The 20,563-nt window shown below is 51.4% G+C and carries 16 protein-coding genes; 8 read left to right on the plus strand and 8 right to left on the minus strand.

Features of this window, described 5'->3' with window-relative positions:
* Positions 1 to 202: 202 nt before the first annotated feature.
* Complete coding sequence (locus DYH27_RS07110) at positions 203 to 1,951, plus strand: phosphoethanolamine transferase (protein ID WP_244595155.1); 1,749 nt, start codon at positions 203 to 205, stop codon at positions 1,949 to 1,951.
* Positions 1,952 to 2,183: 232 nt separating this feature from the next.
* On the opposite strand, the gene DYH27_RS07115 is transcribed toward DYH27_RS07110, so the two are convergent.
* The gene (locus DYH27_RS07115; protein WP_029216329.1) at positions 2,184 to 2,684 is read right to left on the minus strand and encodes a hypothetical protein; all 501 of its coding nucleotides are present in this window, start codon (positions 2,682 to 2,684) and stop codon (positions 2,184 to 2,186) included.
* Positions 2,685 to 3,097: 413 nt separating this feature from the next.
* Here DYH27_RS07115 and DYH27_RS07120 point away from each other — a divergent pair, with 413 nt between their 5' ends.
* On the plus strand, positions 3,098 to 3,391 hold the full coding sequence (locus tag DYH27_RS07120; RefSeq protein WP_013670893.1) for an AAA family ATPase: 294 nt from the start codon (positions 3,098 to 3,100) through the stop codon (positions 3,389 to 3,391).
* Between the two features lie 162 nt (positions 3,392 to 3,553).
* Here DYH27_RS07120 and DYH27_RS07125 read toward each other — a convergent pair whose 3' ends face one another.
* The 6 genes from DYH27_RS07125 to DYH27_RS07150 form a co-directional block, all read right to left on the minus strand.
* Complete coding sequence (locus tag DYH27_RS07125; protein WP_025067156.1) at positions 3,554 to 4,081, minus strand: DUF6646 family protein; 528 nt, start codon at positions 4,079 to 4,081, stop codon at positions 3,554 to 3,556.
* A 16-nt stretch (positions 4,082 to 4,097) separates the two neighbouring features.
* Positions 4,098 to 5,546 carry a hypothetical protein gene (locus DYH27_RS07130; protein WP_029216328.1) on the minus strand — a complete coding sequence of 483 codons (1,449 nt, stop codon included), beginning with the start codon at positions 5,544 to 5,546 and terminating at the stop codon, positions 4,098 to 4,100.
* A gap of 173 nt (positions 5,547 to 5,719) precedes the next feature.
* Positions 5,720 to 6,652: a redoxin domain-containing protein gene (locus DYH27_RS07135; RefSeq protein WP_025067155.1), complete on the minus strand. Its 933-nt coding sequence runs from the start codon at positions 6,650 to 6,652 to the stop codon at positions 5,720 to 5,722.
* A gap of 118 nt (positions 6,653 to 6,770) precedes the next feature.
* Positions 6,771 to 6,986 (minus strand): DUF6722 family protein, encoded by a 216-nt coding sequence (locus DYH27_RS07140; protein WP_244595156.1) that lies wholly within the window; start codon positions 6,984 to 6,986, stop codon positions 6,771 to 6,773.
* A 40-nt stretch (positions 6,987 to 7,026) separates the two neighbouring features.
* Positions 7,027 to 8,703, minus strand: a complete 1,677-nt coding sequence (locus DYH27_RS07145; RefSeq protein WP_029754940.1) for an ABC transporter ATP-binding protein — start codon at positions 8,701 to 8,703, stop codon at positions 7,027 to 7,029.
* 153 nt (positions 8,704 to 8,856) lie between these two features.
* Positions 8,857 to 9,747 carry an NAD kinase gene (locus DYH27_RS07150; protein ID WP_029216327.1) on the minus strand — a complete coding sequence of 297 codons (891 nt, stop codon included), beginning with the start codon at positions 9,745 to 9,747 and terminating at the stop codon, positions 8,857 to 8,859.
* A gap of 134 nt (positions 9,748 to 9,881) precedes the next feature.
* Here DYH27_RS07150 and DYH27_RS07155 point away from each other — a divergent pair, with 134 nt between their 5' ends.
* From DYH27_RS07155 to DYH27_RS07180, 5 genes are all read left to right on the plus strand, one after another.
* Entirely contained in the window at positions 9,882 to 10,451 is a 570-nt protein-coding gene (locus tag DYH27_RS07155; protein WP_025067152.1) for a DJ-1 family glyoxalase III, read from the plus strand.
* Between the two features lie 15 nt (positions 10,452 to 10,466).
* The gene (locus DYH27_RS07160; RefSeq protein ID WP_025067151.1) at positions 10,467 to 11,171 is read left to right on the plus strand and encodes a 2-C-methyl-D-erythritol 4-phosphate cytidylyltransferase; all 705 of its coding nucleotides are present in this window, start codon (positions 10,467 to 10,469) and stop codon (positions 11,169 to 11,171) included.
* 392 nt (positions 11,172 to 11,563) lie between these two features.
* Positions 11,564 to 13,660 (plus strand): ATP-dependent DNA helicase RecG, encoded by a 2,097-nt coding sequence (recG, locus tag DYH27_RS07170; protein WP_025067149.1) that lies wholly within the window; start codon positions 11,564 to 11,566, stop codon positions 13,658 to 13,660.
* 274 nt (positions 13,661 to 13,934) lie between these two features.
* Entirely contained in the window at positions 13,935 to 14,939 is a 1,005-nt protein-coding gene (locus tag DYH27_RS07175; RefSeq protein WP_025067148.1) for a peptidoglycan DD-metalloendopeptidase family protein, read from the plus strand.
* Positions 14,940 to 15,192: 253 nt separating this feature from the next.
* Positions 15,193 to 16,218 (plus strand): acyltransferase family protein, encoded by a 1,026-nt coding sequence (locus tag DYH27_RS07180; protein ID WP_025067147.1) that lies wholly within the window; start codon positions 15,193 to 15,195, stop codon positions 16,216 to 16,218.
* An 83-nt stretch (positions 16,219 to 16,301) separates the two neighbouring features.
* On the opposite strand, the gene yfcE is transcribed toward DYH27_RS07180, so the two are convergent.
* Positions 16,302 to 16,841 (minus strand): phosphodiesterase, encoded by a 540-nt coding sequence (yfcE, locus tag DYH27_RS07185; RefSeq protein WP_025067146.1) that lies wholly within the window; start codon positions 16,839 to 16,841, stop codon positions 16,302 to 16,304.
* Between the two features lie 505 nt (positions 16,842 to 17,346).
* Between yfcE and DYH27_RS07195 the strand changes: the two genes are divergently transcribed.
* Entirely contained in the window at positions 17,347 to 20,535 is a 3,189-nt protein-coding gene (locus DYH27_RS07195; protein WP_029216326.1) for a SusC/RagA family TonB-linked outer membrane protein, read from the plus strand.
* The last annotated feature ends 28 nt before the right edge of the window (positions 20,536 to 20,563 follow it).

Below are 20,563 nucleotides of genomic sequence, written 5' to 3' on the forward strand. Positions count from 1 at the left end.
GACAATGACGAAGGCTTCGGACCACAAGGACGGATAACCAGTCTGCCCACGCTTTTCATATCATGTAGAAACTTAATACGAACTTATAGGTCTCACAGGGCAGTAAGGGGACTTTTCCACAGCAATGCTGCCACATCAGTCATTTAAGAAAACAGACATCAGGCACAGCCTGACCCATTTTGCAAAGACGATCTTCAAAGGAATGTCATTCCCTATCCGCCATGAGTTCCCGTTCTTTGTCCTGTTCTTCCTGCTCATCACCCTATCTACGTTCAAGTATTTTATAGCCGGTGTAATGGGACTTCACCTTGATCCGATCGTATTCAAGGATTTCGCACGAGGACTTTCCATCAGTTATATTTTTACAGCAATCATCAGCTGTACAGGAAAGCAATGGCTTAAAATTGTATTCTATGCCATAGGTCTTTCCCTCTTCGGACTGAATGTATTCTTATGGCTGGTCTTCCATCTCATCATACAGCCGCAAATCATCACATTTATTGGAGAAACCAACAGCAGGGAGGCAACGGAGTTCCTATCCACCTATCTGCTTTCCCGGAACGGCATCATCTCAATTATAGTCATTTCCATTGCGTTCCTGACAATCATAATGGCAGAATCAAAGCATCGGATTATCAATGACTTTATCTCACAGAAAATAAACAGAACCGGCAGGAATGCCTTTCTGTGGTCTACCGTCATTATAGTAATCTTCGGTTTCTGCCAATTCGACATCTTTTATTATGTTGCAAAAAGCAAGACGACCGATGACTTGCCGATAAAAGACACATTTCCTTATGATACCGTCACGAAGATGATTTTCTCCCTTAACAGCATACGGACAACCGAAAATGAGTTACAGGAAGCTGTCAAAGCCTCTTGCAAGACGGAGAAGGGAACTGTCGCCGATAATGACTCTTTAAACGTCGTATATATCATCGGCGAATCGTATATTAAATATCACTCCAACCTGTATGGCTATCCTCTATTGACAACTCCAAGATTAACAAAAGAGAAAGCCAAAGGCAACCTGTACATCTTCAATGACGTGGTCAGTGCGTATGCAGCAACCTCACTCACCATAAGGAATACATTCTGCTGCAATTCCCTGATGGACAATGAGAAATGGTATCACACGCCATTCTTCCCTATTATATTCAAAAGGACCGGCTTCGATGTATACTATTGGGATAATCAGAAAACGGACGTGACAGAAGGGCTTACAGGGTTTACAACCAATTCATTCCTATACAACAAGACCATAGCAAGCCTATCTTATACCGCTTCATCTGATAAGACTTTCCGTTATGACGACCAGCTTATCCAGGACTATTTCAAGAACAAGAAACCAACAGGAAAATACAACCTAATCATGTTCCACCTCTGGGGACAGCATATAGACGCAGCCTCAAGATACCCCCACAACAAGTCTTTCAACAGATTCACGATCAAGGACATTCGGCGGAGGGATTCGTATCTTACAGAAAGCAAGCTGCAAGATATTGCGAATTACGACAATGCCACATACTATAACGACTCAGTCATCAGTCACATCATCAACAGATACCGGAAGACGAATGCTGTCATTGTTTACCTGTCCGACCACGGAGAGGAGATATATGATTACCGCGACTCAAAGGGACGGGTGAGTGCAGCCCCAGGACAATATAAGGAACTTCTGAAATATCAGTATGGCATTCCTTTCATGATATGGTGTTCTGACACTTACAAAAGAAAGCATCCTCAAGTCATAAGAAACATCAAGGCTGCACTGAACAGACCCTTCATGACTGACAATGTGTGCCAGATTCTTTTCTACCTCAGCGGAATCAGGACAAGGTACTACAACCCACAAAGAGACCTGTTGAACCCGAGATACAAGATAAGAGACAGAATACTGGGGAACGGAGACAACTACGACAAGATTATGCGAGACTCCCAACGCAAATAGGAATCCCGTCAGCTGATTACGAAAAAACACAGAACACAGCAACAGCCAGCCGCCTACAACAATCGGGGACTGCCGGTACGCGCCGGCAGTCCCCGATTGTTGGTTCTGCAGATATCACTTAAAATGATTACGGAAGCATCCTTATGAAACGCAGTGCATGGGACGCAAAGGGAGAGACGTCACCAATTCAAGTATCCACCATGCAGTTTCTCCCCGTCTTCCCGGCCAGATACTATTGAGGAAGCCGCCATTCCAGCCCCGTGAGTTCCAACAGCTTGTTGAATGCAGCAGAATACCTTGCACCGGCATAGCCGTGATCATACTCATACCGGACGACCTTCCCCGGATAGTAGACGGCGACCTCCAGCCCACCGAGGTCGTAACAGTAATCGTCAGAAACCAGGGAGTCAATGTCCCTGGAAGTATGATTGACGTAAATATCCCTGACAAGTCCGTCAATTTTCCAGGCTTTCACACCGCTGACCGGCACTTGTACGACAGAATCATCATCGTTATCTTTAAGAGGGAAATACACCTCTTCCTTCACGACACGATGGTTCTTGTAAACCATCCATCTTACCGTATGACTTACTTTTATCATTCCGGATGTGGGGGCAATCTCAATGGAATCGAAACTGGCAGCAGCACACTTGTCTGTTTTCTTCTGCTGCGTACCCGTGGAGCAGCCTGCCACCAAAGCGGCAAACAGCCCCAATATACAAATTGATTTCATACTCATGTCTGTTCACTAATTAAAAAAGTAATGTTGCAAAGATAAACATTTAGGACTGTAAAGCCAAACAAAGTCCATAAAAATATGAAGTGCCAACCATGAGAGGCTCCTGTCCGCTCCATCCATTTCACTTACAAGAGCGGCCAATCACCACAATCACCACAGAACAGACAACAGCTTCATCTTCCAAGAAAAATGCAATAGGGAACATTTCACTTTCTATGAATCAGCTTTATGGGAAAGTGCGGTTTCCAGCAGTCCATTTAGCAGAAAAGTGCAGGAAACAGCAAACCAGATACAGGAAAAGTGTAGTATGCAGCCTTCCATACTACAGAAAAAGTGTAGTATTTGCTTGCTTGTTTTATAGGAAAAGTGTATATTTGCCGCAGTATAAACATAAGAAAAGTGTATTCATGCTGTATAGAAAGATTGGAGAATTTATAAGCTCTCACCTTCAGACACCTGATGGAAAGATACTTCTGATAGATGGAGCACGACAAATCGGAAAGTCATATATCATCCGACATATCGACCAGAAGAAATTCAAGAATTACATCGAACTGAATATGGAAGAGGACAAGTTTGCAGCCAACACGCACTACAATGTCCACCAGGCATTTGTTCTGTCCAATGAGCAGACCGTAAACACGCAGGATGGCATTACATATATGCCTGTTTACTACATCATGTGCTTCAAAAACCAATAAGGAAGAGCATAAGCAGGACAGACTCCCTTGGTATCTCCTCTTAATAATATATAAGCACGGCACAGCAAGAAAAGCGTATGTCAAGCTGTCCCATGGCAGGCATCAGATCCTGCGCATTGGACAATTGACATACGCTCGTTTTACACAGCCGGATGTACTGCATCAGAATGTAAGGGTCAGGCCTACAGAGAGGGCCGTCTTCCCCTTATAGACAGGAGCATGGTCGGAGTTCTCGCCGAAAGTCTTGAAAAGGTTCTGGCGCACCTGCGCATAGAGACCGAACGTCTCACTGAAATTATAACGCACGCCGGCCTGCAGACCGCCCGTGCGCAGTCCGATGGATGCACCGGTATAGATGTCCATCACGGACGGCAGCTTCATCACCTCCGCCCAGTGGTAATCACCATGAAGACTGAAGTCGTAACCATCCAGGGCACCGTAATCATCGTCATCACGGTCCTTGAGAGGAATGACCGTTATCTGGCCGCCCAACGATACGAAGTCGCTGATGGCATAATCACTTCCTGCCTCGAAGCCCGACTTGCCGCCGACATTGGCATAGCCGGCATAAACCTTTATGTCTCCATCACCGTCCCAAGCCTGTGCATACACGGAACGGGGCACGCAGAGCAGGCAGATTACCATGGCGAACCACAGAAAGAGGCTGCCGTGTCTGAAAGAATTCTCCATTGTCGTCTTTTCCTTATTATTTAATTGTATACTTTGTGATGGCGAACACCTTACGCCTTTCACCTGTCTTCGAGTTCTTCACCACCTGTGTCCCATAGACAAGGAAGTTGTCTCCATACCAGTACTGCGAGTTGGAATAGCGCATCTTCTTGACATCCTCTTCATCATTGCCGGTCTCTATCATCTCCGACGTACGGTCCTGGATCACCTTGCCGTCAGCATTTCTGAAGAGTTTGGAAACCAGCCGGTTCTTGTCAGCAAAAAGCAGGTTCACATTGTTTCCCTTCATGCTTGCCGAGACAAAACGTTTCACATACATCGGCAATGTGCGCGGATCCATCGGGAAACACTCGTCCCAGAGCAGATTGCCGGCCGCGTTGAATTTCGCCAGGACGGCGTGCGTGTAGGCATACCCGGCAAATGTCGACATGACCATATTGCCCACCATCGTGGTACGGTACACCGGATAATAAGCCTCACCGAGGTAGAAATAATCCTTGCCGTCGGTCATGATGCGGTGCGAGGCCATCAGATAGTCCAGCGCATACTCCTTTCCTGCCTTCTCGGCTTTCGCCTTCTTGCGTTCTATCTTAGCCTGCTTGCGGCTGCTCATGTACTCGGTGAAATTCTTGAGATCAAGGAAATTGTAGAATCGGATGTTGTTGAACTGGTTGTTCTTCAGTTCAGAGAAGAAGATTCCCTCCGCTCCGCCTTTCTTCACTTTCGAGTAAGTTCCCGTGACAAAGAACCTGCTGCCGGCCTTGGAGACAGAAGCCGAGACGATTCGCTCGGGAATATCTGCCGTCAGGTTGTTTGTCCCCAACAGCTTTCCCTGCTTGTCCACACGCACCAGCTGCACATCTTCCCCGGCACGCACCAAGGCGTAGATAGTATTGTCTATCACGGTGTTCTCAAGGATAAAAATATTCTTATCCTTCACTTTCGGGAAGTGGATGTCGGCAAAATTACAGCTCCCGCTCTTCAGGTCGATGATGCCGATGCGGTCCGTTTTCTTCTGCGTCGAACTGAAGACGACGGATCCGTCCGAAATGACAAGGTTGCGCATCGAGCCTTTGCGGGTGTACTCTCCGTCCGTAACGGTACACTTGCGTGTCGCGGTGTTGAAGGCAACAATCATGAACGAACCGTCCCTCTCGCGCAGCACCGTGTAGAGCACGCCGTTCTCAACCACATTGGAATAATAGTACATCCCCTTGTCAATCAGCATGGAGTCGGCACTGACATACTTCATCGCCGTTGAATAATACACCGTCTTGAAACACCGTTTCCCATCCTTGGTGTCCCTGGCAAACGACTGGACTACCAGCCCCTTGTCACCGACAGGCAGCACCAGCTGGTCCTCATAGTCGGCCCGGTACGGATACTCGATACGCCCCGCCACCTGTGCGGTCATACTCACCGACTGCGCAAACAACGCAATCACACTCAACAGAAAAGTTCTCATTGATTTTACAGTTTATTTGTTGGTTTATCAGTTTTAATATATCGGAATGACGTTTCCCAACCGGTCGGGACCTGTGTCCCCGGCCGTTGAGAACATGATTCCCAGAGCCTGGGGATCATGTTCCCAAGCAGCAGGGAATGTTGAAGATATGTCCTGGCGAACGGGCTATCGGGCTATGCCTGGAAAACAATCGTCAGACTTGCCCTGCTCTGGACAGGGCGTCCTTTCTGTTCGGCAGGCTTCCACTTCGGCATGCTGTTGGTCAGACGGACCGCCTGCTCTTTATAGAATTCCATACATCTGTCCAGTACCCGTTTCTGCTTTGCTGCATCCATCTTGAGGAAATGCCTGCTTGTCCCCTTCACATTCGTCACCCTGACGACACGTGCCCCTGTGACGGAGCCGTCCATCTCGACATTGAAGACGACAGTCATCTCGGCATGTACCTTCGAGCGGATGGACTGGATAGTGTGGTACTGCCGCTGTGCGAAATATCCGGCAACGGCTTCCTGTCCGCCGTCGAAACTGGGGAGTACGTCTGTTCTGCTTGTCTGCGGAGCTGGTGCGACGGTCTCCAGCTTTTCCTTCAGCTTGTTGATTTCCACCGTTCCCATGACAATCCGGCCGTCAGGGCCAACGAGATACATCGAGGGAATCCAGTCAATCTTGTACAAGCGGTCAATGACGGTTGCCTTCCTGAACTTCTTCAACTCGCTCACCTGTATCCAATGCATCTGATAGCGGTCCCAGTAGGTCTTCGCCCATGCGTCACGGTCGGTATCGAATGATATGCCGATGAACTGCACGCCATGGTCACGGAACTGCTCGTAGAGAGCCTTCATCGCCGGAATGTCACGCCGGCAGTCAGGACACCAGCTGGCCCAAAAGTCCAACACCACATAACTGCCGCGATACTGGCTCAGCCGTATGTCCTTTCCGTCATACGTTTTCAACTTGAAATCCGGCGCAGGTGTGCCCGGTTTCAGCATATTCACAGCATACCTGGCATCCAGACCCGCTGCCTGCACGGTGTCTGTTGTCTGTGCAGAAGCCGTCGCTGCCGCCATGAAGAGCAGGCAGGCAGCCGCTAAGAATATTCTTTTCATAACTGTCCCTGTCTTTTTTTCTTTTTTGTCCGATCATCTATTAGCAACCAACACAAAAGCACTATGGCTATCAGCAATGCTGTTACAGAAGAATAAAGCAATCCCATACAGTTTCCTCCTATTTCTTGTTATTACGATTAGAATTATTACTTGTACTTGCCTGAATGAAGATAATGCCGATCGCCAGAAGCAATCCTGATATCAGCAACGCCATTATCGACATAAACGGTTCGCCGAACTCTTTGAATGCAGATGTAAGAGCTACCGCCGTCATCAGGTACTTGGCTATATCCAACAGCCAGTCCCCGAGTTTTTCTTTCAGCTTGTCAGTCATGCTGCAAATATACAACCTTATTCTGAATACAGCAAACGGCTTATTGTATTTTTTCTATTGTCAGCGTCTGGTCACAGTAATCTACGACCGCCGGACGGTGGGTGATGAAGATCACCGTCCGGTCGTGCCGGGAGAGTATGTTCTGCAAGAGCTGGCGTTCTGTCTGCGGATCAAGGGCCGACGTAGCCTCGTCAAAGATCATGACACTGCGGTCACGCAGCAGCGAACGGGCAATGGCAATGCGCTGTGCCTGTCCTTCGCTGAGGCCGCCTCCCAGCTCCGAGCAGAGCGTGTCGAGCCCTAAGGGGAGATGGAAGACGAAGTCGGCACAGCTTTTCTCGAGCACGGCAACCATCTCTTCTTCCGTGGCATCCACTTTTCCAAGCAGCAGGTTCTCACGGATCGTACCGCTGAGGAGCGTGTTGCCCTGCGGCACATAGACGAAGTTGGTACGCATGAGCGGTGTCAGCTCCATGCGTTCCTGTCCGTTGTAGATTTCCACCGACCCTTTCTTCGGCTTCAGCAAGGCGAGGAGCATACGCACAAGTGTGGTTTTTCCTGCGCCCGTCTCACCGAGAATGGCTGTGCAGGAACCGGGATAGAAATCGAAGCTGAGGTCTTTCAGTATCTCCCGGTCGCCGTCGTCATAGCGGTAATCCACGTGCCTCAGACGGATTCCGCACGGTCCGTCCAACTCTATCGGCTCTCCCTGTACCTCCAAAGGATCTTCTTCCAGCTCCATCAACCGTTCGGCAGCAGTAAACACGGACACGAAAGCGGGCACCAGCTTCGTAAGCTGGCGGGCAGGACTCTGTATCTTGTTCACCAGCTGCAGGAAGGCCGTCATGCCGCCGAACGTCAGCGAGTGGAGCGACATACGGATGGCAGCCCACGTGAAGGCGACAAGATAGCCGAAAGCGAATCCGAAGTTCAGGACGAGGTTGGAGAAGACCGAAAACTTCGTCCGGCGCACTACCCTGCTGCGGAGTTCGCGCTGTGTACCCTCCAGTCTGCCCACGATCATTTCGTCGCTCTCGAGCGTCTTGATGAGCATCCGGTGCTGGATGGTCTCCTGGAGAACGCTCTGGACCTTCGAATCAGAGTCGCGCACTTCTCGTGTCAGCCGCCTCATCTGGCGCACATAAACCTTGCTGACCAGGACAAACAGCGGTATCATGACGACGATGAGAATCGCCAGCCGCCAGTCCATTGACATCAGATAGAGAAACGCGCCGAGGAACATGGCCAGCGTAGAGATCGAACTCGGTATGGTTTCTGTGAGAAAGTTCACCACATTGGCGACATCAAACTCCAGCCGGTTCAGCACGTCGCCACTGTGGTGACGCTCCTTCCCATGCCATTCCGAGCGCAGGATACGGTCGAGCATACGCTGCTGCATACGGTTCTGCGCCTTGATGCCCAGCAGGTTCCGCACCCATACAGAGGCGATGTTCAAGGTAAAGTCGCAGAGAACCAATGCCGCCATGACGGCTACCGCCTCATAGATACTTCCCTCCACGACATGGGAAGCCACATCAATGGCGTGCTGGACAGCCCCTACCGCAGCCAGCGAGACACCCACACCGAGAATGCCTATCACTGCGTTCAGCACAGCCTGTTTCCTGTTCCCGCGCCACGCAAGCCACAGCCAGCGGAAGATTTCTCTGGTCGTATAATGCGTCCGCGGTATCTGGAAGAGTTTCTTGATCTTGTTCATGATTGCTTTTTCCTGTTCGTCAATGCTTTCCCCGACTTCTTCAACTTCCTTACAGATCCGGCCGCCCGGTCAGAAGGGACAATGCTACTGCCATGCCGCCCGGGAACATCAAGATCGTCAAAGACGGCAGAGCGGGACGGAAGTCTTCATCTTCTATAATCTCCGGACATCGGCCCCCCACATCAGCTTCTCGCGCAGTGTCGAAAAGAAACGCTGTCCGCTTCGCTTGACAATCCGGACTTTATGCGGAGCTTTCCTGATGGTCAGCGTCACTCCCTCCCGCAGCTTCTCCGACCTGCCGTCCACAGCCGCCAGGAAATTATGGCTCCGGCTTTCTACTTCCAGCCGGATTTCACTGTCGTCGCTGATGACAATCGGGCGGATGTTCAGACTGTGCGGCGCAACAGGTGTCATGCTCAGAATACCCGACTGGGGCACGATGATCGGACCGCCGACAGAGAGCGAGTAAGCTGTCGACCCTGTCGGCGTGCTGATAACCAAGCCGTCGGCAAGATAAGTGACGAGGTATTCGCCGTTGACACTTGTCCGGATGGAAATCATCGCCGCATTGTCACGCTTCAAAATGGCAATATCATTCAGCGCATAAGGGCATCCCTCGAGGGCCTCGCCGTCAGCCTCGAGCTGGATCACCGCACGCTCTTCCATCTCCGGCTGGCCCTCAAAAACCTCGTCGAGTGTAGTCCGGATTTCATCTGGAGTCACATTCGCAAGAAAGCCGAGACGGCCCATGTTCACGCCGATGATAGGTATCTGCTTCGCACCGACCCTGCCTGCCGCCTTCAGGAACGTACCGTCGCCTCCCAGCGAAATGACATAGTCGACATCGAAGTTCACTCCCTCGAACACGCCGGCTATGGAGACGCATCCCGCCAGCTTCTGCCGCAGTCCAAGGTAGAGGCTCTGGTCCAGATAGATTTCCGCATCGTGACGGACCAAATATTCTAACATATCCCATATCCGGACAGACTCCAGGACCTTGGACGCATTGCCGAAAACAGCGAAACTCAGTCTCCTTTTTACCATAAAATCGTGCCTTTTTAAATTCTTTTAGCCTGACAAGCTCTACTAAACCATAGATATTTAGTACATTTGCAACATACTTGCATTTGCAAAAGTAAATATTTTAATTGGATTTATTACTTAAAAACAAAACAAATATGGCAAAAGTGTATGAGTTTCTCGCCAACGGCTTCGAAGAGGTAGAGGCATTGGCACCTGTAGACATCCTGCGCCGTGGCGGTGTAGAAGTGAAGACGGTCAGCATAACGGGCAGCCATCTTGTGGAGTCTTCACACGGCGTACCGGTCAAGGCCGACCTTCTTATAGAGGAATTAGGCAATGCCGACGATGCCGATCTGCTGCTGATACCGGGCGGCATGCCGGGGGCAAAGAACCTGAAAGACGACTCCCGTGTCGGGAAAGCACTCCTCCGCCAGTCTGACAGCGGAAGACGTATAGGGGCCATCTGCGCCGGACCGATGGTGCTGGGAGCTCTGGGCCTCCTCAAAGGCAGGCGCGCGACCTGCTATCCGGGCTTCGACAAGTTCCTCACAGGGGCAGAATACACGAACGAACTGTGTACCGTCGACGGAAACATAACGACCGGGAAAGGTCCTGCCGCATCCTTCCTCTACGGCCTCAGACTGCTTGAACAGCTCACATCTCCCGAAAAGGCCGACGAGATAAAGAAGGGGATGCTGATCAACGAGCTGGCAGGCCTGCACTGAAAAGCAACGGACAGCATGAAATATGTCATCATCGTCGCCGGAGGGAAGGGACTGCGGATGGGGGCAGACATCCCCAAACAGTTCCTGCCCATCGGCGGGAAGCCCGTCCTGATGCACACCATCAGCCGCTTCCATGCCTACGACAGGAACATAAGGACCATCCTCGTACTGCCGAAAGAGCAGCACGCTTACTGGCAGGGGCTGTGCAGGGAACATCATTTCGACGGTGAATACCAGCTGGCTGACGGCGGTGCAAGCCGCTTCCAATCGTGCAGAAACGGACTGTCGGTGATTCCTGACAATGCGGAAGGGCTCGTCGCCATCCACGACGGGGTGCGTCCGTTCGTCTCCACAGAGACAATCGCCCGATGTTTCGACAGGGCAGAAAAGACGAAAGCGGCCATTCCCGTACTCCCTGTAACCGACACCCTGCGCTATACCGGCGACCCGACAGGAGGAAGAAACGTACAGCGAGGAGACTACAAAACAGTGCAGACACCGCAGGTTTTCGACATCCAGCTCGTCAAGAGAGCATACGGACAGGACGAAAGTCCTGCATTCACAGATGATGCCAGTGTCGTCGAAAGTCTCGGACAGGCAGTAGCAATGGTGGAGGGAAACCACGAGAACATCAAGCTCACCACGCCGTTCGACCTGCAAGTAGCAAAGACGCTCTTAGCTCTCAACGCATCATTTTCATTTCGAGAGCATGATGACTGATGCCTGAAGCAATGTCTACCGGATGAGAACAACAAGCCGGCAGAGGCTTAAAGCAGAAGCCTATGAGTGAAAGACCAATGCGTCAAAGAGATGCAGAATGCACGGCTGCAAAGCTTGGAAAAGCCCTTCCGGAGATTATCTTCATGGCAGATGGAGAATTATTTTCGTGAAGAAAAATGTTTCTCTTCATGGAAAGAAATATTTTTCTTCACGAAAAGAAATGTTTTTCTTCATGGAAAGAATCCGAAGCAGACAGGTAAATTCCCAAATGGGAGAGAGGGAGGGGCAAGACTGTTCCATTCACATCGCATCATCCAGAGGCATGGACTTCAGGACACCCTTGACATATACCCACAATATATGAATGATGACCTTCGAGTCATGAATTAGAAATGGACATACTATCGCAAGACATCATGTATCTGCAGGGCGTAGGCCCGAGAAAGAAAGAAATTCTGAGCAGGGAGCTTGGCATCCGGACCTACCGTGACCTGTTGGAATACTTCCCCTACAAATACGTCGACCGCACGAAAGTATATCTCATTTCAGAGCTTTCGCCGGATATGCCCTTCGTACAGATAAAAGGCAGGATCATCCGCTTCGAGGAGACAGAGACGGGGAAGCGCAGGAAACGGATCATCGCCCACTTCACGGACGGACACGGCATCTGCGACCTCGTATGGTTCAACGGAACGAAATACGTCTATCAGAACTATCAGCTCAACAGGGAGTATGTCGTTTTCGGAAAGCCAGCCGTCTTCAACGGCAGATTCCAGTTCTCCCATCCCGACATCGACGATGCCGCCCAGCTGCAGCTCAACGACATGGGGATGCAGCCTTTTTACATCACGACCGAGAAGATGAAAAAGGCCGGAATTACCTCACGTGCCATGGAGAAACTGACGAAGACACTCATCGGCAAGCTCAGTGAGCCTTTGGAGGAGACGCTGCCGCCCTTCATCACGAGCCACCTGCACCTCATTTCCCGGGATGCTGCCCTGCGCAAGATCCATTATCCCAGGTCGGTCGACGACACCCAGCGCGCCCGTGTCCGCCTGAAATTCGAGGAGCTTTTCTACGTGCAGCTCAACATCCTCCGCTATGCCAGCGACCACCGACGCAAGTACAGGGGATACATCTTCAACCACATCGGGGCACAGTTCAACTGGTTCTACACCCACAACCTGCCCTTTGAACTCACCGAAGCACAGAAGCGGGTGATGCACGAGATACGTGCCGACATGGCTGGCGGACGGCAGATGAACCGCCTGCTGCAGGGCGATGTGGGTTCGGGCAAGACGCTTGTCGCCCTGATGTCCATGCTCATCGCCATCGACAACGGTTACCAGGCGTGCATGATGGCACCTACGGAAATCCTTGCCGAACAGCACCTTCAGACCCTCAGGGACTTCCTGAAAGGGATGAACCTGCGCATAGAACTGCTGACAGGCATCATAAAGAGAAAGAGACGCCGGGAGGTTCTCGACGGACTGATGGACGGCTCCATCCACATCGTCGTCGGCACACACGCCCTCCTCGAAGACAAAGTGCAGTTCCACCGCCTCGGCATGGCCGTCGTCGACGAACAGCACCGCTTCGGCGTGGCACAGCGTGCCAGGCTCTGGAGCAAAAGCGAGAATCCTCCGCACATCCTCGTCATGACGGCCACGCCCATACCCCGGACGCTCGCCATGACCATCTACGGCGACCTCGACGTCTCCGTCATCGACGAACTGCCGCCAGGCCGGAAACCCATACAGACCCTCCACAAGTACGACGACCAGATGTCGAGCCTCTACAACGGCATCCGACAGCAGATACGCCTCGGACGGCAGGTATATATCGTCTATCCGCTCATCAAGGAAAGCGAGCGGATGGACCTCAAGAACCTCGAAGACGGCTTTTCGGCCCTGTGCGACATCTTCCCCGAGTTCCGGCTCAGCAAGGTACACGGAAAGATGAAAGACAAGGAGAAAGAAGCGGAGATGCAGAAGTTCGTCAGCGGACAGACGCAGATTCTCGTTGCCACGACAGTGATAGAAGTGGGTGTGAACGTACCCAACGCCAGCGTGATGGTCATCCTCGATGCACAGCGGTTCGGACTTTCCCAGCTCCACCAGCTGCGCGGACGCGTCGGACGCGGGGCCGACCAGAGTTACTGCATCCTCGTGACAAGCCACAGGCTGACGAAGGAGACCAGCAGGCGCATCGACATCATGTGCGAGACAAACGACGGCTTCGAAATTGCAGAAGCCGACCTCAAGCTGCGCGGACCCGGCGATCTGGAAGGAACACAGCAGAGCGGCATCGCCTTCGACCTCAAGATCGCCGACATCGCACGCGACGGACAGATTGTACAGATGGCGCGCGAAGAGGCGCAGAAAATCATCGATGCCGACCCCGACTGCCGGAAAAGCGAATATAACTTACTTTGGGACAGACTCAAAGCGTTAAGAAAAACTAACATAAACTGGGCTGCCATTTCTTAATGGAATAATACCAGAAAACGGCTGGGAACTCCTGTTTTTAAGACTTGACATAAATCATCCGCAGCCTGAAAAGCGTAAAACGATTTTGTTAAACAGGCTATAAAAACTGTTAAGCAGCAACTTTTCCGACTTTTTTCCATTATCTTTGCAAAGTCTTTTGGTCAGAATTGTATGCTTGCCTGAAACCAGACAACCCATCGGCCAATCGAAAGGGACATGAAAAGCAGTCCCGTGCCGCCACGGCATCTGAGTTCCGAAATAAAATAACTTGATTATGACTTTTAAAAAGATAGTTAGGACTTTTGCACTTACATCTCTTTTAACCTTGACAGCCCATTCTGCAAACGCACAGGACCTGCTCGCACGCCAGGCACCCATCGACCGCCGTGCCAAGGCACTTGACACCATGGTCATCACCCGACTGCGTGAGGCGGAAGAAATTGAAGAACCCGCATCCGACCTCTATAACGACTGGAACAACAACTACGCACACCGTGGAGGCAATCTCCCGGATGTCTACAAAATCGACCTCCGAGGCTACCATATGCCGACACCGAGCCGCGTCATCACGAGTAACTTCGGCCGTCGCTGGGGCCGCCGTCACCAGGGGCTGGACATCAAGGTCTATATCGGTGACACCATCCGTGCCGCCTTCTCAGGCAAGGTACGTGTCGTGAAATACGATGCCAACGGATACGGAAAGTACATCGTCATCCGCCACAACAACGGACTCGAAACCATCTACGGACACCTCTCCAAGCAGATTGTCTCACCCAACCAGACGGTACGTGCAGGCCAGCCCATCGGACTGGGCGGCAACACGGGACGTTCCACAGGTTCTCACCTCCACTTCGAGACACGTCTGGCAGGTGTCGCCCTGAACCCGGCACTCTTCTTCGACTTCGCCCATCAGGACGTTACCGGCGACTACTATGTGTTCCGCCGCAGCACCGTGGCACAGGAATCTGACCGTGCGACAGCAGCGCGCGGCACTTCTTCAAGCCTCGGCTACTCGCGCGAGAACATCCAGGGAAAAGGCAACCGAAGCTATAGCCCGCGGCAGGAGAAGACCTACAACACCGATTTCTCCAGCCACACGCCACGGACAGAGGCAGCAGCAGACGGCGGCAGAATCACTTATCACAAGGTTGTCAACGGCGAGACGCTGGAGACTATTGCACGGCAGCACGGCATCAGTCTCGAACAGCTCTGCCGTCAGAACCGCTTGGGAAAATTCACCCGGGTGGTAGAGGGACAGCTGCTGGCAATCAGCAAGTAGAAAAGTCGGCAGGCTACGATACGGACAGCTCCGGCAGACTGAGGTCTGCCGGAGCTGTCTGCATTTTACAAAACACCAACATTCATGACAGATCGACACCAGCCGGAAACAATGTCTACAGCTGCCAGAGACTGTACTGCCAAACATGAGGAACAACCTTCCCAGACGTCAGAATGGATACATCTGCTGTAGGCAGACCATTTTATCTCATATAGCCTTTGCCGTTTCCAGGCAAATTCATACCTTTGTCCGCATGATTATCCAAATGCAGAAAGCAAAGCCGCGGATAGAGGAGCTGGACTTCCTGAAGTGTGTGTTCATCACGCTGATGATTGCCTTCCACCTTGTCTATATAGGCAACACCTATCCTGTTGCCAAGCAGCTGGTATATACTTTCCATATGCCGGGCTTTCTGCTGGTGTCAGGCTATCTGTTCAATGTCGACAAACCGTGGACGGCTTTCGGGAAGACCCTGCTGTGGATATTCATCCCCTACGCCATGATGGAAACAGGATATACCGTGATGGCGTCGCTGCTGCCTATCCGGGAGCATATCGACCACCTGACACCTGGGCTGATTGTCGACCACGTCTTCCTCCATCCGATGGGTCCCTACTGGTATCTGCATACGCTGATGCTGTGCGGAGCGTGTTATTATTTCGCTTTCAGAAAGCCTCGGGGAAGATTCGCCCAATCAGTAAGGAAAAAGTCGCGCTTCCCCGAAAGCCTGATGAGCCGGGACAACCAGTGGCTGCTGGGCAGATTCTCACTTCTTGCCTTGTTCCTCTGGCTGCTCTCCCATGGCTGCGGTCTGCTCTCGACAGCCAATGCCGCCTACTTCTTCACAGGAGCTGTCATCCGCCATACCATCGGCGACTTCCGCCGTGCCTTCCCCATAAGCTGGTGGACGCTGCCGCTCCTCATCGTATGGTGTCTTGATACAAGCCATTACCATAAGGAGTCGCTGGCAGGTGCCTGCATCGTCTATCTCGTCGTCTGCTCCCTGCTGTGGATCTACCGGCTGCAACTCCCCCGAAGGCTGCGAAGACTGTCCCTGTTCATCGGGCGCAACACCTTTCCACTCCTGCTCTTTTCCCCTGTCTTCACGATTCTTGCCAAATACTACCAGCCCCTTCTGCTCCGCACAGAGCCTTCCGGTATGCTGTTCCTTGCCGTCAGTGTCGCCTTTGCCATGGCCGGATCTTTCGGGATAACGTGGCTGATGGACAGAATGGGGGTGTCGGGAGTTTTCTTCGGGAAAAGAGGGCTCAACCGGTAAGCCGAAGATTCCGTCCTCCTCTCCAGACACCGGCACATGACAACGGGCCGGCCCGAATGCCCATGCAGGGTGCAAGCTCTTTCTTATATCCTTTCCTGCTTCATCGGTTCCCCGTCCAGCGTATAGGCGGTGAAGACACCGTGCTCATAGGTCATGAAGGTCGGGACATTCCCACCTTTCGGGAATGTGATGGAACCGAGATTGCAGACAAGCGTATTGTCCTGGCGTGTAAGTTCCCAAAGGTGCGTATGTCCATAGACGATCGCATCGATGCTGCCTTTCGGCATCGACACCTTATTATATATATGCCCATGGGTAAGGAAGAGTCTCCTGCCCTCGTCAACAAGCATCAGGTAGTCTGCCATCATCGGGAACTCCAGCAGCATCTGGTCGACCTCCGCATCACAGTTTCCACGTACAGCCACAATGTCTCCGGCACGTCTGTTCAGCGCTTCGACAATTCCCTTGGCATCGATTCCTTCAGGAATGGAATTGCGCGGACCGTAGTTCAGAATGTCCCCGAGAATGCAAAGCATATCGCAATGCGAACGGTCGTAGAACCGGAGCACTTTCTCGAGTGCCGGCAGACAACCGTGGATGTCTGATACCAACAGATATTTCATTTCGTTATGGTAATTGGTTACGCACGCAAAGGTACGGTTATTTTCCTGTAAATCCTTGACGGCTGACGACATATTGTTATCGGACAGGGCACATAGCATCCCTTCCCGACACTTCCTTCACCACAGACTGCTTCCATCCCGACGACATATTGCAAGGGTGTGGACGCTCAACACGCCTGGTGTCCGCCGACAACACTATATGTGACGGGCACCGGCACGTCGGCAGAAGGTGGAAAAACCGGTTCATTCCAGCCACTATATTGCATCCCAAGAAACGAATGACCGACTTATATGGAAAACAGTTGCCGGACAACGACACAAGAACAGCACCGAACGAAAAAGCCACACTGCACATACCGTTGTTCCGTAGATAAAAAAAGGAAATATACTTTTTTTTAAGAAATCATCCGATTTAATTTGTTTGTTTAAAACTTTTAGCTATATTTGCGCCATAAAAGTCTATTACTTATAACCTAACATGATAATAACATAAAGGACCTGCCTTATGAATATGAAAAGACTCATTTTATGTTCCTTGTTCATGCTGTCAGCCATTGTCAGCTTTGCCCAGCAGCTGTTTACATCCAAGGGTGTCGTCGTCGACGAGACCGGCGAAACCGTCATCGGTGCGACGGTGCAGATTGTGGGCGACAACAAGTTGATAACCGTGACCGACACTGAAGGACGTTTCACGCTGGGCAATGTGAAGCCCGGATCGAAGATGGAAATCAGCTATGTCGGCATGAAGACCTTTTCGGGCATCGCCAGGCCCGAGATGAAGGTGACGCTGGTCAACGACAACTCTACTCTGGACGAGATTGTCGTAACAGCCTTCGGAGAGCAGAAACGTTCCGCTTTCACGGGTTCGGCCGCCATCGTCGACTCGAAGAAAATGGAGCACAAGCAGCTGAACAACGTAATGAGCAGCCTGAAAGGTGAAGCTGCCGGTGTCCAGATTATAGACAACAGCGGTGAGCCGGGAGCGACACCCGCCATCCGTGTACGAGGCTTCAGCAGCATCAGCGCTGGACAAAGCCCACTGATCATCGTCGACGGTGCGCCCTATGACGGCGGCTGGAACAACATCAACCCTGCCGACGTGGCCTCCGTGACGGTGCTGAAGGACGCCTCCTCGACGGCTCTCTACGGCGCACGCGGTGCCAACGGCGTCATCATGGTGACGACCAAACGTGCACAGGCAGGCAACGCCCGCATCACGGTCGACATGAAATGGGGTGCCAACACCCGCATCAAGCGAGACTACGATGTCATCAGCAATCCTGCAGAATATTATGAGTATTATTACAAAGCACTGTATAATTACCAGCTCAACGGACTTGGCCTGACACCTGCACAGGCAATGGTAGAGGCCAACAAACAACTTTTGTCTCCACCTAGCGAGGGTGGTCTGGGCTATCAGATTTTCACTATACCTGACGGTGAATACCTTATTGGAGCTGACGGCCGTATCAACCCACACGCAACGCTGGGTCATGTCTTCAACTACAATGGGAAAGAGTACATGGTAACCCCGGACAACTGGGAACGACTGGGATTCCGGCATGGGGCAAGAAAGCAGTACGACATCAGCCTCACCGGCGGCAGTGACAAGATGCAATACTATCTTTCTTTAGGCTATCTGGACAATGAGGGCATCGCCTACAACTCAGACTTCAACCGAATAACGGTACGTGCCAAGGCCGATTACGAGGCACTCAAATGGCTGCGCGTAGGTACGAACGTGAACTTCAGCCGCACGAAGTACCATTCGATTACCTCTGACGACAACGGCCTCTTCTATCAGATCAACAACATGGCTCCCATCTACCCTGCATTCATCCGTGATGGTGCGGGCAACATCATGACCGATGAGAATGGGCCGATGTACGATTACGGAGATGGTTCATTGATTGGATATGCACGCCCCATCCTGCCCAACAACAATCCTCTGCAGGAGAACAAGCTGAATACAAGCAGCAGTAAAAACAATATGTATTCTTTCTTCGGATATGCAGACATCATGCCGATTGACGGACTGAAGATTACACTGAACGGAACCCTGACAAGCTATGATTCGCGCGGGACAGATGCGACACAGCCATTCTATGGATATAGCCGCACAGCCTACCCGACAGGTTTCGTGTCAAGGTCAAGCGACCAGACATACTCTTACAACTTCCAGCAGCTTGTCAACTACCACCATGAGTTCGGACACCATCACATGGAAATACTCCTGGGACATGAGTTCTATCGCAGCCGTTATGAGAACCTGTTCGGTGCAAAGACCGGCATGGCATCTTACTTTACCAACCAGACACTGGCGGGAGCCATCAAGCTGGACACAACAGGAGAAAGCGGAAACAGCGCATACGAATCAGAAGGATTCTTCGCCCGCGGGCAGTACGATTACGACCAGAAATACTTCGGCAGCCTGTCTTACCGGCGTGATGCTTCAAGCCGCTTTGATCCAGACCATCGATGGGGCAACTTCTACTCGCTTGGCGGTGCATGGATCATCACAAAAGAAAAGTTCATGAAGCCTCTCCGCTGGCTGAACATGCTTAAGCTGAAAGCCTCTTTCGGACAGCAGGGCAATGACAACATCGGCGACTTCCACTATATTGACACTTATTCCATCGTGAACAACAATGGTAAAGTCGCTCTTGTACTGAACGAAAAAGGCAATCCTGATATCACCTGGGAAACCAACAACAATTTCAACATCGGTTTCGACTTCGAGCTTTTCAACAGCCGTCTACGTGGAAGCGTCGAGTACTTCTACAAGAAGACAACAGATATGCTCTGCTTCGTTGAAGCCCCGAATTCGGCAGGCTACAAGGGTTCCTACGACAACATCGGTGACATGGTGAACAAGGGACTGGAGGTGGATCTCTCCGCAACCGTCCTGAAGAAAAAGAACATCAGCTGGGATGTCAACGTAAACGCAACAACTTACAAGAACGAAATCGCAAAACTGGCCGATGCTCTCAAGGCCGATCTGGTCGTAGACGGACATCCCGGCTATGTCTCCGGAGACAGACTGTATGCAGAGGGACTTCCGCTATACACATGGTATATTCGTCGTTATGCAGGATTGTCAGAGAAAGGAAAGTCCATGTGGTACTATACGGACAATGACGGTAAACTGCAGAAAACAGATGTTTATGGAAACGCGACCTACTATAACTGCGGCAGTCCACATCCCGACCTCTATGGCGGTTTCGGGACGACGCTGAGCGCATACGGATTCGACCTCTCCGTGTCTTTCAGCTATTCTCTTGGCGGAAAGGCCTATGACTTTGGATATGCGAGCCTGATGGGTGTTCCTATCGGAACATCTGGAGGATGTGCCATTCACAGGGATGCACTGAACGCATGGTCGGCAGACAATCCGACAAGCGATATTCCCCGCTGGCAATACAACGATCCGAATACGGTATCGACAAGTGACAGATTCCTGGTCAGTGGAAGTTACCTGACTTTACAAAGTATCAACTTCGGCTATACGCTGCCTGACAACTGGATCCAACGCATAGGTCTGTCCGGTATCCGTGTCTATCTGGCAGCAGACAATGTCTACTATTGGAGTAAGCGGAAAGGCTTCGACCCACGCGGCTCCTTCTATGGAAGCAGCAGCACAGCCGACTACAGCCCGACACGCACGGTTTCAGCAGGTATAAAGCTAACTTTCTAAGATCACACCAACTAAAAATCACAGAATT

The sequence above is a fragment of the Prevotella denticola genome (assembly GCF_900454835.1).
Taxonomy (GTDB): Bacteria; Bacteroidota; Bacteroidia; order Bacteroidales; family Bacteroidaceae; genus Prevotella; species Prevotella denticola.